The organism is Rhodococcus ruber NBRC 15591 (assembly GCF_001894945.1).
In the GTDB taxonomy this organism is placed as follows: domain Bacteria; phylum Actinomycetota; class Actinomycetes; order Mycobacteriales; family Mycobacteriaceae; genus Rhodococcus; species Rhodococcus ruber.
Genome location: NZ_BCXE01000002.1, coordinates 1 through 15,401 on the forward strand (window position 1 = coordinate 1; position 15,401 = coordinate 15,401).

The window sequence follows — 15,401 nt, forward strand, 5'->3', positions numbered from 1 at the left end:
TGCGGGCGCCTGATCCTGCCTCCCACACGCGGCCCCACCCCGGATACCGGGGTGGGGCCGTGCCTTTCGTGGCCGTGATCTACCGGGCGGCGACGCGGGTGGGGGCCTCGCCGAGTGCTCGCAGCGCCGGAACTCCCACCGGCTCGGTCGCGAGCAGCGGCACGACCGCGTAGCGCTCGGCGAGTTCGGTGCGGACCTTGTCGATCTGCCCGAGTTCGGCGGCGGCGCGGCGGCGCAGCAGCGGTGCGGTGGGCGCGGCGGCGGCCACGGAGTTGTCGATCACCCACGCCCAGGGGTGAATGCCGGCACGTTCGAGGTCGCCCTGGAGACCCGCGGCCTCGAGCACGGGAGTGGTCTCGGCGAGGGTGATCAACAGGACCTTCGTCGAAGCCGGATCCTGCAGGCGCATCATCGGGGTGACGGCGTGCAGGCCCGGGCCCAGCTGCCGGGTGACGTCGCGGTGGTAGGACCCGGTGGCGTCGAGCAGCAGCAGGGTGTGGCCGGTGGGCGCGGTGTCGACGACGACGAACTTGCGCCGGGACTCCTGGATCACCCGCGAGAATGCTTGGAACACCGCCACTTCCTCGGTGCACGGGGAGCGCAGGTCCTCGGCGAGGGTCGCCCGGCCCTGCTCGTCGAGGTGCGCACCCTTGGTGGCCATCACCCGCTCGTGGTAGGCGCGAGTGGCCTCGGCGGGATCGATGCGCGAGACATGGAGGTGTTCGACGTCGCCGTGCAGGGTGTCGGTCAGGTGTGCGGCAGGGTCGGTGGTGGTCAGGCGGACCTCGTGCCCGCGTTCGGCCAGGGCCACGGCGACGGCCGCGGCGACCGTGGTCTTCCCGACCCCGCCCTTGCCCATGCACATCACGAGACCGTGCCCGTCCCGCTCGATGTCGTCGATCAGGGCGCGCAGCGGTGCATCCGCGACGTCCGGCACCGCACCGATCTCCGGAGGGAGGTCCGTGCCGACGTCGGCCGTCTCGAACAGCGTCCCGAGGGCATCGAGACCGATCATGTTCGCGGCCTTGAGCTCGATCAGGTCCAGCGGCAAGGGTTTCAGCGCCGCCGGCATGCCCGCCAACGCGGCCTGTTCGCGGCGGTGGATCGCGAGGGCGAGGGGGTCCGTGTCGCCGGACGGCGCCGGCAGGACGCCGTTGACGACGACGTGCTGGCGGCTCAGCCCGAGCGCGGCGAGTTCGCCGTGGGTACGGTCGATCTCGGCGAGAGCGGAGCGGGTGGCGCGGGCGACGAGCACGAGCCGGGTGCGCTGCGGGTCCGCCAGGGCGGCGACCGCGGCGGCGTACATGGTCTTCTGCTTGTCGAGCCCGGCGAGCGGTCCGAGGCACGATGCGTCGCCCTTGCCCGCCGCGAGGAACTCGGTCCAGTTCCCGGGCAGCTGCAGCAGCCGGATGGTGTGTCCGGTGGGGGCGGTGTCGAACAGCACATGGTCGAACGACGCGATCTCGCCGTCGGTGTCGGTCAGCAGCGAGGTGAACTCGTCGAACGAGGCGACCTCGGTGGTGCAGGAACCCGAGAGCTGCTCGGTGATCGAGGCGATCTCGGCGTCGGGCAGCAATCCCCGCACCGGCCCGACGATGCGTTCACGGTAGGCGTCGGCGGCCTGCTCGGGATCGATCTCGAGCGCCGACAGGCCGGGCACCGCGGGAATCGCGGTGAGGGCGTTGCCGATCGTGAGGCCGAAGACCTGACCGACGTTCGAGGCGGGGTCCGTCGAGACCAGCAGCACCTTCTTCCCGGCGCGGGCGAGACGCAGTGCGCTCGCACAGGCGATGGAGGTCTTGCCGACGCCGCCCTTGCCGGTGAAGAACACGAACCTCGGCGGGTCGGTCAGAAACGTGGGGGTGGTCATCCGGTGATCTCCTCGTCCTCGACGGCTCAGCAGCAGGTGGCGTCGCCGGGTGTACAGCAGGCATCGTCCGCGACATTCAGCATCGTCGCGCCGACGGGTGCCTGGGCGACGTCGAGTCCCGCCCACGCGGCGAGCTGGGTCCGATCGGGGTAGCGCCCGGTGAGCACGGTGACGTCGTCGACGAGCACGAGCGGCAGACCGGCGGAGCCGGCGACCTCGAGGAAGCGCTTGACGGCGGGAGTGTGCGCGAAGGCCAGCGGATCGTTGGCCAGGTTGTGGCGGGTGATGGTGGCACCCTGATCCTTCAGCCACTGCATGTCGGCCGTGAAGGTGACGAGGTTGCGGTCCACGTCGTCGCCGCACACGCCGGTGTTGCAGCACAGGGCCGGTTCGAAGACTGCGATGGTGCTCATGGTTTCTCCTGGTCGGATCAGCGGGTAGGGGAAGCGGAGTCGAGCAGCCGGGCGGCGAGGGCGTCGACTCGGGCGGCGATGTCGTCGCGCACGAGGCGCATCCGTTCGATGCCGTCGATGCCACGCTCGGACGGCTCGTCGGTGTCCCAGTTCTCCACGTGCGCCGCGTCGACGCGGGCGTCGCGGCCGAGGGTGACGACGAGGTCGACCTCGCTCAGTAGCTGCGGATCGATCGGCTTGGGGTACTCGCCGACCACCGGTGCGCCGACCTCCTCGAGCGCCTGCACCGAGAGGGCGTTGAGCGCCGCACCCGGTGCCGTTCCGGCGGAGTGCACGACGATGCGGTCACCCGCCGCCTTGCGCATCAGCGCGGCGGCCATCTGGGACTTGCCGCCGTTCTTCACGCAGACGAACAGCACCGAGGGTGTGTGCACGGGAGGGTTTCCTTTCGACCGGGCCGGCTGTCCGTTTGACGCCGTGTTTCGACAACCGTCAATATAGACGCATGCCGAATCAACCGCCGCGCGGGGACGAGCCCTGCTGCCCGCCGCTCAGCCGCGAGCCGCTCACCTCCGATTGGGCCGGTGACCTGGCCCGCATGTTCAAGGCCCTGGGCGATCCGGTGCGCCTGCGGATGCTGAGCCTGATCGCCAGCCACGAGGGTGGCGAGTGCTGCGTGTGCGACATCTCACCGTCCTTCGACCTGTCGCAACCGACCATCTCGCATCATCTGAAGGTGCTGCGGGAGGCCGGCCTCCTCGACTGCGAACGTCGCGGCACCTGGGTGCACTACCGGGTCGTCCCCGCCGCTCTGGCACAGCTGTCCGCGGTGCTGTCCGTCGAATCCGGGCTCGTCGCGACCTCGTCGTGCGCGCCCGCCGGCACCCTCGAGGAGGTCGCCTCGTGACCACCACCAGCGACCACCCGGCCGTGGTCGGCAAGCTGTCCACCCTCGACCGGTTCCTGCCGGTGTGGATCGGCGTCGCCATGGTCGCCGGCCTGTTGCTCGGCCGCCTGATCCCGGGCCTCGGCGACATCATCTCCACCGTCGAGATCGACGGCATCTCGCTGCCGATCGCCCTCGGCCTGCTGATCATGATGTACCCGGTGCTGGCCAAGGTGCGCTACGACCGGCTCGACACCGTCACCGGCGACCGGCGGATGCTGATCGGCTCGCTGGTCCTCAACTGGATCGTCGGGCCGGCGCTGATGTTCGCCCTGGCCTGGCTGATGCTGCCCGACCTGCCCGAGTACCGCACGGGGCTGATCATCGTCGGTCTGGCCCGCTGCATCGCCATGGTCATCATCTGGAACGACCTCGCCTGCGGCGACCGCGAAGCCGCCGCCGTGCTCGTCGCACTCAACTCCGTCTTCCAGGTGATCATGTTCGCCGGCCTCGGTTGGTTCTACCTCTCGGTGCTGCCGGGCTGGCTCGGACTCGAACAGACCACCCTCGACGTCTCGCCCTGGCAGATCGCCAAGTCGGTGCTCATCTTCCTCGGCATCCCGCTGCTCGCCGGCTTCCTCACCCGCCACTTCGGCGAGAAGGCCAAGGGCCGGACCTGGTACGAGCAGAAGTTCCTGCCCAGGATCGGGCCGTGGGCCCTGTACGGCCTGCTGTTCACCATCGTGATGCTCTTCGCGCTGCAGGGCGAGCAGATCACCTCCCACCCGTGGGACGTCGCCCGCATCGCCCTGCCGCTGCTGGCGTACTTCGCGATCATGTGGGGCGGTGGCTACCTCCTGGGCGCGGCGATGGGCCTGGGCTACGAGCGCACCACCACCCTCGCGTTCACCGCGGCCGGCAACAACTTCGAACTCGCCATCGCCGTGGCCATCGCCACCTTCGGCGTCACCTCCGGCCAGGCCCTCGCGGGAGTGGTCGGACCGCTCATCGAGGTGCCCGTGCTCGTCGGCCTCGTCTACGTCTCGCTCGCCCTGCGTAAGCGCTTCGCCCCCTCCACCACCCCCGCCGCTTCGTGAAGCCCGAGAGCCAGGGAGCCGACATGTCCGACCACTCCGACCGCCACCAGCCCGAACTGCTCATGCCGCAGGCGGTACTCCAGCGTGCCGCCGAGCACCTCGCCGACAAGTACGACGGGATCTTCTCCCCGCAGACCGTCGAACGGGTGGTGTTCGAGTCCTATGCGGCACTGCGCCGCACCGCCACCGTCTACACCCACCTGACCGCGCTCGCCCCGCGCTTCGCCGCCGAACGCCTGACCGCACTGGCCCAGGCCGAAGGCGCCGTCGCCAAGGACGTTCCGGAGGTGCTGTTCGTCTGTGTGCACAACGCCGGCCGCTCCCAGATGGCCGCCGCCCTGCTGGATCACCACGCGGGTGGCCGCGTCCACGTCCGCTCCGCGGGCTCCGCGCCGATCGCGGCGATCAACCCGGTGGTGGTCGAGGCCATGGCCGAGCTCGGCCTCGATCTCGGCGCCGAGTTCCCCAAACCGCTCACCGACGACGTCGTCGCCGCCGCGGACGTGGTCGTCACCATGGGCTGCGGCGACGCCTGCGCGGTCTATCCCGGCAAGCGCTACCTCGACTGGACCGTCCCCGACCCGGACGGGCAATCCCTCGAGGTCGTCCGCACCATCCGTGACGACGTCGACGCCCGGGTCCGCGCTCTGCTCGCCGACCTCACCGCCGTTCCCACCGCCTGACACCCGAAAGGTTCCCTCGATGACCACCAAGCCGTCCGTGCTGTTCGTGTGCGTGCACAACGCCGGCCGCTCCCAGATGGCCGCCGGATTCCTCACCGCCCTCGCCGGCGACGCCGTCGAGGTCCGTTCCGCCGGCAGCGCCCCCGCCGATCAGGTCAACCCCGCCGCCGTCGAGGCCATGGCCGAGCTCGGCATCGACATCTCCACCCAATCCCCGAAGATCCTCACCACCGACGCCGTCGAAGCCTCCGACGTGGTGATCACCATGGGCTGCGGCGACACCTGCCCGGTCTTCCCCGGCAAGAGCTACCGCGACTGGGTGCTCGAGGACCCGGCCGGCAAGGGCGTCGAGTCGGTCCGCCCCATCCGCGACGAGATCAAGACGCGGGTCGAGGCACTGATCGCCGAACTCGTCCCCGGCGCCGTCCGCAGCTGACCGAGCGCAGGGCGTGTCCGGCCGGATCCACCGGGACACGCCCTGCGGCCCGGCCGGGTCGGCCACACTGGAGCCGGGTCGACTCCCACCTTCCCCGCGAACCGAGAAGGGGTGCGCGATGACGGCACTGCCCATCGTCTGGCAACGCCTGGTCAGCCAGGGACAGACGTGCCGCCGCTGCGCCGGCACCGGTGAGCAGGTCCAGGACGCGATCGGCACGCTCGAGCAGGTCCTGCGCCCGCTCGGCATCGCACCGCACCTCGAGGTCCGCGAACTCGACGACGCCGCCTTCGCCGCGGACCCGGCCGAATCCAACCGCATCTGGATCGCCGGCCGCCCGCTCGAGGACTGGCTCGACGCCGACGTCGGCAGCAGCCGCTGCTGCTCGGTGTGCGGCGACTCCCCGTGCCGGACAGTGGCACTCGGACCGGTCACCTTCGAAGAGATCCCCGAACGACTGATCGTCAAGGCCGCCCTGATCGCCGCGGCGAGCCTGCTCGACGCCCCCGGTCACCCCTGACGGCCGGGATCGACGATCTGCGCACGCGATGCCGAGGGAGACGATGAGCACGGTCGAGGTGGACGTCGTGGTGATCGGGGGTGGGCAGGCCGGCCTGGCCGCCGGGTACTACCTGCGCCGGGCCGGGCTCGAGTTCGTCGTCCTCGATGATCAGCCCACACCGGGCGGCGCGTGGCCGCACACCTGGCCGTCGCTGCGGTTGTTCTCCCCCGCGGAGTACGCGTCGCTGCCGGGATGGCCGATGCCGCCGTGGCGGGACGGGTTCCCACCCGCCCGGCACGTGATCGAGTATCTGACCGCGTACGAGCGCCGCTACGGCCTGCCGGTGCGGCGGCCGGTGCGGGTGCGGGCGGTCACCCGCGACGACGACGGGGAGCGGCTGCGGGTGGACACCGCGGAGCGGGTGTGGCGGGCACGGCGGGTGATCAGCGCCACCGGCACCTGGCAGCAGCCGTTCTGGCCCGCTTGTCCCGGAGCCCGCGGCTTCGCGGGCAGACAGTTGCACACCGTGCAGTACCGCACCCCGGGTGAATTCGCCGGTAAGGCGGTCGTGGTGGTCGGCGGCGGCAACTCCGGCGCCCAGCTGGTCGCCGAGATCTCGGAGGTCACCGACAGCACCTGGGTGACCACCCGGCCGCCGCGGTTCCTGCCGGACGACGTCGACGGACGCGTGTTGTTCGAGATGGCCTCGCGGCGCGCGCTGGCGCTGGCTGCCGGGCGCCCCGATCCGGGCGGTATCACCGACCTCGGTGACATCGTGATGGTTCCGGAGATCCTCGCGGCCCGGGACCGCGGCGCGCTGGATCCGCTGCCGATGTTCGACCGGCTGACCCGGGACGGCATCTCGTGGGACGACACCGGGGAGAGCCGGCGCGCGGACGTGATCGTCTGGGCCACCGGATTCCGCCCCGCCCTGGCGCCGCTGCGGCCGCTGCACCTGCGCGGGCCCGACGGTTCGATCGATGTGGCGGGCACCCAGGCGTTGAAGGAACCCAAGCTGCATCTGCTCGGCTACGGGGATTGGACCGGCCCCGGCTCGGCCACGTTGATCGGGGTCGGGCGCACCGCCAAGGCCACCGTCGCCGGCCTGGCGCTGGACCTCTGAGCCGGCACCGTGGCCGGAACGCCCCTATGAGCACCCCCGGGGCTCGAGCGGGACCGGAAGCCTCACACGATGCCGTAGGCGCGGTGGTCGGCCTCGCGGAGCGCGCCGACGTAGTCACCGCGTCCGCGGCCGGTCCCGTCCGCGCCGGACGACACGGCGAGCACGCCGCGGAACTCGTCGACACTGTGATATCCCTTGCGGCGCATCCACTCACGCACACCGTCGAGCAGGACGGCGGCGTACTCGGGTCCGTGGCGCAGCAATGCCGAGGCGGACTGCACGACGTCCGCACCGGCGAGCAGATACTCGATCACGTCGGTGGCGTCCTCGACGCCGGTGGTCGCGGCCAGGTCGGCGCGCACCCGTCCCCGCAGCAACGCGATCCAGGTCTGCGGCAACCGGGTCTCCGCGCGGGTCGACAGGGTCACGGCCGGGACCACCGTGAGGGTTTCGGAATCGATGCCGGGCTGCAGGAACCGGTTGAACAGCACCAGTCCGTCGGCCCCGGCCTCGTCGAGACGGAGCGCCATCTCGCCGATCGAACTGAACTGGGGGCTCATCTTGACCGCCACCGGCACGGTGACGGCGTCCGCGACCCGGGCCAGGACGTCGAGGTGTCGTTGCTCGACGTCCCGGCCACTGATGTGCGGATCACCGGGCAGGTAGTAGATGTTCAGCTCGATGGCGGCCGCACCGGCGTCCTGCATCGAGCGTGCGTAGCCCGCCCACGCGCCCGGGGTGACGCCGTTCAGGCTGCCGATCACCGGGACGGCGACCGCCTGCGCGGCGCGTTCGAGCAGGCTCAGGTAGCGGCGCGGTCCATGGTCCTCGACGGCGTCGTCCGGAAAGTACGACGAGGACTCGGCGTAGCTCTGCGAACCGTGCTCGGTCAGTGCCGCATTGCGTTCCGCCTCACGCAGCAGCTGCTCCTCGAACAGCGAACACAGCACCACCGCACCGACGCCCGCGTCGGCGAGCCGGCGGACCCCACCGACCGTGCGGGACAGTGGGGATGCCGCCGCCATCAGGGGATTCGGCAGGTCCAGGCCCAGGTAGCGCGTCGACAGGTCCATCAGCGATCCTTGCGGGCGTCGGCGGTGAAGTGGTGCGACCCTTGCGATGCCATGTCCTCGTACCGGTCCCAGCGCTGAGCGATCGCCTCCTCGGCGAGTCCGAGAAGCCGGTCGTATTCCGCCGGGTCGGTGTTGGCGAGCGCGCGGTACCGCAGCTCGCGGCTGCGGTAGTCCTCGAGCGAAATCCTCGGCCGGTGCGAATCGAGCAGGAACGGATTCTCCCCGGCCGCCCGCAACACCGGGTCGTAGCGGATCAGCGGCCAGTGCCCGCTGGCCACCGCGCGGTACTGCTGGTCCATCCCGTGACGCATGTCGATACCGTGCGCGATGCACTGACTGTAGGCGATGACGAGCGACGGGCCCTCGTAGGCTTCGGCTTCCCGCATCGCCTGCAAGGTGTGCTGCGGATCGGCACCCATCGCGACCCGGGCTACGTAGACGTTGCCGTAGGCGATGGCCTGCAACGCAAGGTCTTTCATCGGAACCGTCTTGCCGGCTGCGGCGAACTTCGCGATCGCGCCGAGCGGGGTGGCCTTGGACATCTGTCCCCCGGTGTTGGAATACACCTCGGTGTCGAGGACCAGGACGTTGACGTTGCGACCGCTGGCCAGGACGTGGTCGAGACCCCCGGCACCGATGTCGTAGGCCCAGCCGTCGCCGCCGACGATCCACACGCTGCGCCGCACCAGGTGGTCGAGCACACTGCGCAGGTCGGCGGTCGTGGTCGGATCCAGCTCTGCGAGACGGGTTTCGAGTTCGGCGACTCGTTCCCGCTGGGCGCGCAGCTCGGACTCGCGCAGTTGCGGCGCCGTCAGGATGCTGTCGACGAGGTCGGCACCGACCGCCTCCCGTAGTTCGGTCAGGCGCCGCCGGGCGAGCCGGGTGTGCTCGTCGGCGGCCAGCCGGAACCCCAGCCCGAATTCGGCGTTGTCCTCGAACAGCGAGTTGGACCAGGCGGGGCCGCGGCCGTCCGCATTGGTCGCCCAGGGGGTGGTGGGCAGATTGCCGCCGTAGATCGACGAGCAGCCCGTGGCGTTCGCGATCATCAACCGGTCGCCGAACAGTTGGGAGAGCAGCTTGAGGTACGGGGTCTCCCCGCAGCCCGCGCAGGCGCCGGGAAACTCGAACAGCGGCTCGAGGAACTGGGTTCCGCGGACGGTGCCGAAGTCCACCCGGGCTCGGTCGGCCGTCGGCAGCGTCTCGAAGAAGGCGATGTTCTCGCGTTCGGCGACCACTCGCGGTTCACGAGGTGCGAGGTTGATGGCCTTGGTGACCGTCGCGCCGGGAGTCACGGCGGGACAGGCCTCGACGCACAGCCCGCACCCGGTGCAGTCCTCGGTGTAGACCTGCAGGGTGTACCGGGCGTCCGGCAGACCCACGGCCCCCAGTGCCGCCGAGCCGAACTGCTCCGGGGCACCGTCCAGGTGGGACCTGTCGTAGAACTTGGTGCGGATCACGCTGTGCGGACAGACGAAACTGCAGTTTCCGCACTGGATGCAGGTGTCCGGGTCCCATGCTGCGACCAGTTCCGAAATGTTGCGCTTCTCGTAGGCTGTGGTGCCACTCGGGTAGGTACCGTCGACAGGAAACGCGCTGACCGGCAGGGCATCCCCGCGCCCGGCCATCATCTCCGCGGTGACGGTGCGGACGAACTCGGGCGCGTGCTCCGGCACGATCGGCGCCGGCACTCGCGTGGTGGTCACCCGGCCGGGCACCTCGATCCGGTGCAGCTCGTCCAATGCCCGGTCCACCGCGGCCAGTTCGCGCCGCAGCACGTCGGCTCCGCGGTTGCCGTAGGTCTTCTCCACCGACTTCTTGATCCGGGCGACGGCCTGCTCGCGCGGCAGCACATCCGAGATCGCGAAGAAGCAGGTCTGCAGCACGACGTTGATCCGCCCGGCGAGCCCGACCTCGCGAGCGATCCGGCCCGCGTCGACGGCGTACAGCGTGATCCCCTTGTCGAGGATCTGTTCCTGGACCCGGCGGGGCAGCGCGTCCCAGACCTTGTCCGGCCGGTGTCTGCAGTTCAGCAGCAGGGTCGCTCCCGGTGCGGCCGGTCCCAGGACGTCGATCTTGTCGAGGAATCGGAACTGATGGCAGCCGACGAGGTCCGCGCGGCTCACCAGATACGGTGCGCGGATGGGCCGCGGTCCGAAACGCAGATGCGAGACGGTCTGCGAGCCGGACTTCTTCGAGTCGTAGACGAAGTAGCCCTGCGCGTGCAGGTGTTCCTCGTCGCCGAGGATCTTGATGGTGTTCTTGTTGGCCCCGACGGTCCCGTCCGAGCCCAGGCCGTAGAAGATCGCCCGCACGGTGTCGGGGGATTCGATGTCGAAGGACGGGTCGTAGGTGATGCTGGTGCCGGACACGTCGTCGTCGATGCCGACGGTGAACCGGCGTCGGGGCCGCTCACGGGCGAGCTCGGCGAAGACGCCGGCCACCATCCCGGGTGTGAACTCCTTCGACGACAGGCCGTAGCGGCCGCCGCAGATCCGGGGCATGACGGCTCGCTCACCGTCGGCATGTGCCTCCGCGAGGGCCGCGACGACGTCGAGATACAGCGGCTCGCCGTGCGACCCGGGCTCTTTGGTGCGGTCCAGCACGCCGATCGTGCGCACCGTCGCCGGCAGCGCCGCCAGCAGCGCCTCGGCGGGAAAGGGTCGGTACAGCCGCACCTGCACCACCCCGACGCGCTCACCGCGGGCGGCGAGCGCGGCAGCGGTGTCGGATGCGGTCTGCGCCCCGGATCCCATCAAGACCAGCACCCGTTCCGCCTCGGGGTGCCCGGCGTACTGGACGATGCGCAGGCCGCGGCCGGTGCGCTCACCCAACTGCGCCATCAGCTCGTCCACCACCGCCGGAACCCGGGCGTAGAACGGGTTGACCGTCTCCCGTGCCTGGAAGTAGGTGTCCGGGTTCTGCGCGGTGCCCCGGATGAACGGCCGCTCCGGCGACAACGCGCGTCCGCGATGCTCGTGGATCAGTTCCTCGGGCACCAGTGCCCGCAGGTCGTCGTCGGTCAGCGTCTCGATGGTGTTGAGCTCGTGCGAGGTGCGGAAGCCGTCGAAGAAGTGGACGAACGGCACCCGCGTCCGCAGGGTCGCGGCCTGCGCCACCAGCGCCAGGTCGTGTGCTTCCTGCACCGAGGCCGAGGCGAGCAACGCGAACCCGGTCTGGCGCACCGCCATCACGTCCGAATGGTCCCCGAAGATCGACAGTCCCTGCGCGGCCAGGGACCGGGCCGCAACATGCATGACCGCCGAGGTCAGCTCGCCGGCGATCTTGTACATGTTCGGGATCATCAGCAGCAGGCCCTGCGACGCGGTGAACGTCGTCGCCAGTGCCCCGCCCTGCAGCGCGCCGTGCAGCGCGCCCGCCGCGCCGCCCTCGCTCTGCATCTCCACCACACTCGGCACGGTGCCCCACAGGTTCGGCCGGTGCCGGCTGGACCATTCGTCGGCCAGCTCGGCCATCGCCGACGACGGGGTGATCGGATAGATGCAGCACACTTCGTTGAGCCGGTAGGCGACCGACACGGCCGCCTCGTTACCGTCCACCGTGGCACGCGTCATGTCGGCTCCGGAAACATCTCGATGGCGTGCACCGGGCACTGCTCGAAGCACTCCGCGCAGCCGGTGCACTTGCCGTAGTCGTACCGGTAGCCGTGGCCGGGACCCAGCTTGACGATCGCGTCCTCCGGGCACGCGCCGAGACAGCCGTCGCACTCGAAGCAGTTGCCGCACGACAGGCACCGGCCCGCCTCGAAGGTCGCCGCCTCGGCCGACACTCCGCCGACCACCTCGTCGAATCCGGAAAGACGTTCCTCGACAGGTAATTCCGGCTGGACCCGCCGATCCGCGTCGGCGAAGTACCACAGGTGCAGCTGGTCGAACGTCGCGATCGGATGCTTGGCGGGTCGCTTGCCGGACACTCGACTCAGCCAGGCGTCGATGTGGTGCGCCGCCTTCTTCCCGTGGCCCACCCCCACCGTGACGGTGCGCTCGCCGGGCACCATGTCGCCGCCTGCGAACACCCCGGGGCAGCCGGTCATCAGCGACTCGTCCACCCGCACGCTGCCGTCCCGCTCGAACTCGACCCCGGGCAGCGTGCGCATGAACGCCGACTCGGTCTCCTGGCCGATCGCCATGATCAGGGTGTCCGCGGCCAGCGTCTCGAAACGGCCGGTGGGCCGTGGACGACCGGACTCGTCGAGTTCCATGACCTCGACCTGCAGTTCGGGCCCGTCGAAGGCGGTGACCGTGCGTAGCCAGTTGATCCGCACGCCTTCGCGTTCGGCGTCCTCGGCCTCCCCCACGTGGGCGGGCATCTGCTCGCGGGTGCGGCGATAGACGATGACCGCGTCCTCGGCCCCGAGCCGGCGGGCCACCCGGGCCGCGTCCATCGCCGTGTTGCCGGCGCCGTAGACGGCCACGTGCCGCCCGACGGGCGGGTTCTCCCCGGAGGCGACACCGCGCAGGAACGACACCGCGTCGATCATCGTGCCCGCGTCGCAGGCCGGGATGTCGACCCGTTTGGCCAGATGCGCGCCGACCGCGACGAACACCGCGTCGAAACCGCCCTCCGCGCGTTCCGCCGCGAGATCCTCGACCCGGTGGTTGCAGGTCAGCCGCACCCCCAGTGCCGCGACCCGCTCCAGCTCCGCCTCGAGCACGTCGCGCGGAAGCCGGTAGTTCGGGATGCCGTAGCGCATCATCCCGCCGGGCGCGGCGCCGGCGTCGCGGATCTCGACGTCGTGGCCGCGGCGGGCGAGGTGACAGGCGGCGGACAGCCCGCTCGGCCCGGCACCGATCACCAGTACCCGCTTGCCGGTGCGGGTGGGGGGCGGCTCGAACATCCAGCCCTGCTCGCGTGCCCGGTCGCCGAGAAAGCGCTCCACCGAATGGATGGACACGGCGCTGTCCAGAGTGGCGCGGTTGCAGACGGATTCGCAGGGGTGGTAGCACACCCGGCCGTGGACGGCGGCGAACGGATTGTCGGCGACGAGCTGCCGCCAGGCCTGCTCGTACCGGCCGGCCTTCGCGTGCGCGAGCCAGGCCTGGATGTTCTCCCCGGCGGGGCACCGTGCGTTGCACGGCGGCAGCAGATCCACATACACGGGCCGACGCCGGCGCACCGGCCCCGCGCGGGGACGGCCGTGCACCAGATCCGGCAGCGGCGTGAGCTCCTCCGACGGCCGGGCCGGACGCCCGCCCGTCGCCCCGCCACTGCGCTCGTCGGCAGTCATCCCCTCACGATAGGGCTCCGGCCGGGTGTCCGGCACCGGATTGCGGCGGCGCCGGCATGCCGACGACGCGCCGGCTCGGGCCCGCCTACGGGCGGGGGCCCGGAGCGGGGCCGTGGGTGTCGCTCAGCAGCACGTCGTCGCGGCCGGCGCCTTCTCGGTGCCGGTCGCCGATTCCTGCTCCCGTTCGGCGGCGGAGCCGCAGCACACGCCCTCCGCGTTCTCGTCCTGGTCGAGCAGCTTCGGGCTCGTGCCGAAGGTCTCGCTGTCGGCGAGGACGGTGTAGACCTCCCACTTCTCCCCCGCCGGGCCGGTGACCCACACCTTGTCCTGGGTGGCGAAGCAGCAGGTGGTGCCGATCTCCTCGTCGGTGAACAGTCCTTCGTCCGTGAGGCGGGCGATCTCGGAGTGCACCTTCTCGCTCGAGTCGACCTCCACCCCGAGATGGTTGATCGAGCCGCCCTTGCCCGCGTTCTCGATCAGGACGAGCTTCAGCGGCGGCTCGGCGATCGCGAAGTTCGCGTAGCCGGGCTTCAGCTTGGCCGGCTCGGTGCCGAACAGCTTGGTGTAGAACGTCACGGCCTCCTGCAGGTCGTCGACGTTGAGGGCGAGCTGGACGCGGGACATGATGACCTCCACCTGTGAGACATACGTCGAATTACTGGTTCCACTGTCGCCACCTTTTTGACATATGTCAAGAGGGGTGGATGATGGGAGCATGCCCAAGGCGCTCCCGGTCATCGACGTCTCCGCCCCCATCTGCTGTGCGCCGGTCTCGGCGGCACCGATGAGCGAGGCAGCCGCCCTCGAGGTGGCGCTGCGGCTCAAGGCGCTCGCCGACCCGACCCGCATCCAGCTGATGTCGATCCTGCTCACCACGCGGGAGGACGACGTGTGCACGTGCGACCTGGCGTCGGCCGTCGGGCTGACGGAGTCGACCGTCAGTCACCATCTCGGCCAGCTCCGCAAGGCCGGGATGGTGCAGTCCACGCGCCGCGGCATGAACGTCCACCACCGTGCCTGCAGCGACGCACTGCAGGCACTCCGCCTCGTCCTCGACCCCCACTGCTGCACCTGAGTGGCCGAATGTCACACCGGTTCGATCACATCGAACCGGTGTGACATTCGGCCGGACGGCCCCCGCTCACACCGCGCCGAACAGTGCCTCCGCGTTGTCCCAGCACACCGCGCGGACCCATTCGCTGCCGAGATCGAGCCGTTCGACCGCCTCGAGCTGATGGATGTACGGGTACGGGATGTTCGGGAAGTCGCTGCCGAACAGCACCTTCGAGCCCAGTGCCCGCAGCCGCGGCAGCTCGTCCTCCGGGAACGGCATCGACTCCTGGGTGAAGTCGGTGAACGCCATGGTCGTGTCGAGGTGCACCCGCGGATACTTCTCGGCCAGTTCGAGGAACTCGCGATACTCGGGCATGCCCATGTGCGCGACGATCAGCGCCAGCCGCGGGAACCGGTCCAGCAGCGCGGCGATCGGCCCGGGCCCGGTGTGCGCGCCCGGCGCCGGCCCCGAGCCGCAGTGGATGACGATCGGCACCCCGGCGTCTTCGAGCAGGCCCCACACCGGATCGAGCAGCGGATCGTTGGGGTCGTAGTCCCCGACCTGGATGTGCGACTTGAACACCCGTGCGCCGTGCTCGAGCGCCGCGGCGACATAGTCACCCGCCTCGGGCTCGGGGTAGAACGTCGCGGTGTGCAGGCAGTCGGGGGTGCGGGCCGCGAAGTCCACCGCCCAGGAATTCAGCCACGCGGCCATCGCGAGCTTGTGCGGGTAGAGCATCGCCGTGAATCGACGGACCTCGAAACGCCGCAGCCGCTCGACGCGTTCCTCCTCGGCGTGCCGATAGGTGATGGGCCATTCGCGTCCCACGAGCGGTCCGGCGGAATCGAAGTATCCCCACACCTTGTCCATGACGCTCTTGGGCATGAAGTGGGTGTGCACGTCGATCAGACCGTCGAGGCCGTGCCGGTCCCGGAAGTCGGCTACCTGCTGCGCTTCGTCCATCCCCCGAAGGTAGCGACCCCACCGCCGGTGCGCCTTTTGGGCTGCCCCAGCCGCCC

15 protein-coding genes are annotated in these 15,401 nt (G+C 70.4%); 7 read left to right on the plus strand and 8 right to left on the minus strand.

Annotated elements, in window-relative coordinates; genetic code table 11:
- Positions 1–79: 79 nt before the first annotated feature.
- The 3 genes from arsA to RR3_RS02795 are packed head-to-tail and all read right to left on the minus strand — an operon-like array spanning position 80 to position 2,717.
- On the minus strand, positions 80–1,870 hold the full coding sequence (arsA, locus tag RR3_RS02785; RefSeq protein ID WP_064066075.1) for an arsenical pump-driving ATPase: 1,791 nt from the start codon (positions 1,868–1,870) through the stop codon (positions 80–82).
- Positions 1,871–1,896: 26 nt separating this feature from the next.
- The gene (gene arsD / locus RR3_RS02790; RefSeq protein ID WP_017679680.1) at positions 1,897–2,283 is read right to left on the minus strand and encodes an arsenite efflux transporter metallochaperone ArsD; all 387 of its coding nucleotides are present in this window, start codon (positions 2,281–2,283) and stop codon (positions 1,897–1,899) included.
- A 17-nt stretch (positions 2,284–2,300) separates the two neighbouring features.
- Entirely contained in the window at positions 2,301–2,717 is a 417-nt protein-coding gene (locus tag RR3_RS02795) for an arsenate-mycothiol transferase ArsC (protein WP_064066076.1), read from the minus strand.
- 71 nt (positions 2,718–2,788) lie between these two features.
- Here RR3_RS02795 and RR3_RS02800 point away from each other — a divergent pair, with 71 nt between their 5' ends.
- From RR3_RS02800 to RR3_RS02825, 6 genes are all read left to right on the plus strand, one after another.
- Positions 2,789–3,190, plus strand: coding sequence for an ArsR/SmtB family transcription factor (locus RR3_RS02800; protein ID WP_029540137.1), 402 nt, complete (start codon positions 2,789–2,791; stop codon positions 3,188–3,190).
- Complete coding sequence (arsB, locus tag RR3_RS02805; RefSeq protein ID WP_059174833.1) at positions 3,187–4,266, plus strand: ACR3 family arsenite efflux transporter; 1,080 nt, start codon at positions 3,187–3,189, stop codon at positions 4,264–4,266. Before RR3_RS02800 ends, arsB begins: the two co-directional genes overlap by 4 nt.
- Before the next feature lie 23 nt (positions 4,267–4,289).
- Positions 4,290–4,949, plus strand: a complete 660-nt coding sequence (locus tag RR3_RS02810) for an arsenate reductase ArsC (RefSeq protein WP_048771612.1) — start codon at positions 4,290–4,292, stop codon at positions 4,947–4,949.
- 19 nt (positions 4,950–4,968) lie between these two features.
- Positions 4,969–5,385 carry an arsenate reductase ArsC gene (locus RR3_RS02815; RefSeq protein WP_006945074.1) on the plus strand — a complete coding sequence of 139 codons (417 nt, stop codon included), beginning with the start codon at positions 4,969–4,971 and terminating at the stop codon, positions 5,383–5,385.
- Positions 5,386–5,503: 118 nt separating this feature from the next.
- A complete protein-coding gene (locus RR3_RS02820) occupies positions 5,504–5,905 on the plus strand; it encodes a DUF2703 domain-containing protein (RefSeq protein ID WP_017679685.1) in 402 nt (133 codons plus the stop codon).
- Positions 5,906–5,948: 43 nt separating this feature from the next.
- Positions 5,949–7,010 carry an ArsO family NAD(P)H-dependent flavin-containing monooxygenase gene (locus RR3_RS02825; RefSeq protein WP_017679686.1) on the plus strand — a complete coding sequence of 354 codons (1,062 nt, stop codon included), beginning with the start codon at positions 5,949–5,951 and terminating at the stop codon, positions 7,008–7,010.
- A gap of 62 nt (positions 7,011–7,072) precedes the next feature.
- Here RR3_RS02825 and RR3_RS02830 read toward each other — a convergent pair whose 3' ends face one another.
- The 4 genes from RR3_RS02830 to RR3_RS02845 all read right to left on the minus strand — a co-directional run bounded on the left by RR3_RS02830 (position 7,073) and on the right by RR3_RS02845 (position 13,952).
- Positions 7,073–8,083: a dihydroorotate dehydrogenase-like protein gene (locus RR3_RS02830; RefSeq protein ID WP_017679687.1), complete on the minus strand. Its 1,011-nt coding sequence runs from the start codon at positions 8,081–8,083 to the stop codon at positions 7,073–7,075.
- The gene (gene nifJ / locus RR3_RS02835) at positions 8,083–11,655 is read right to left on the minus strand and encodes a pyruvate:ferredoxin (flavodoxin) oxidoreductase (protein WP_017679688.1); all 3,573 of its coding nucleotides are present in this window, start codon (positions 11,653–11,655) and stop codon (positions 8,083–8,085) included. The genes RR3_RS02830 and nifJ overlap by 1 nt, the downstream gene beginning before the upstream one ends.
- Positions 11,652–13,328: an NAD(P)-binding protein gene (locus RR3_RS02840; RefSeq protein WP_017679689.1), complete on the minus strand. Its 1,677-nt coding sequence runs from the start codon at positions 13,326–13,328 to the stop codon at positions 11,652–11,654. Before RR3_RS02840 ends, nifJ begins: the two co-directional genes overlap by 4 nt.
- A gap of 123 nt (positions 13,329–13,451) precedes the next feature.
- Positions 13,452–13,952 carry an ArsI/CadI family heavy metal resistance metalloenzyme gene (locus RR3_RS02845; RefSeq protein WP_010595628.1) on the minus strand — a complete coding sequence of 167 codons (501 nt, stop codon included), beginning with the start codon at positions 13,950–13,952 and terminating at the stop codon, positions 13,452–13,454.
- Positions 13,953–14,043: 91 nt separating this feature from the next.
- Here RR3_RS02845 and RR3_RS02850 point away from each other — a divergent pair, with 91 nt between their 5' ends.
- A complete protein-coding gene (locus RR3_RS02850; protein ID WP_010595629.1) occupies positions 14,044–14,403 on the plus strand; it encodes an Rv2640c family ArsR-like transcriptional regulator in 360 nt (119 codons plus the stop codon).
- Between the two features lie 66 nt (positions 14,404–14,469).
- On the opposite strand, the gene RR3_RS02855 is transcribed toward RR3_RS02850, so the two are convergent.
- A complete protein-coding gene (locus RR3_RS02855; protein WP_064066077.1) occupies positions 14,470–15,345 on the minus strand; it encodes an amidohydrolase family protein in 876 nt (291 codons plus the stop codon).
- Positions 15,346–15,401: the final 56 nt, after the last annotated feature.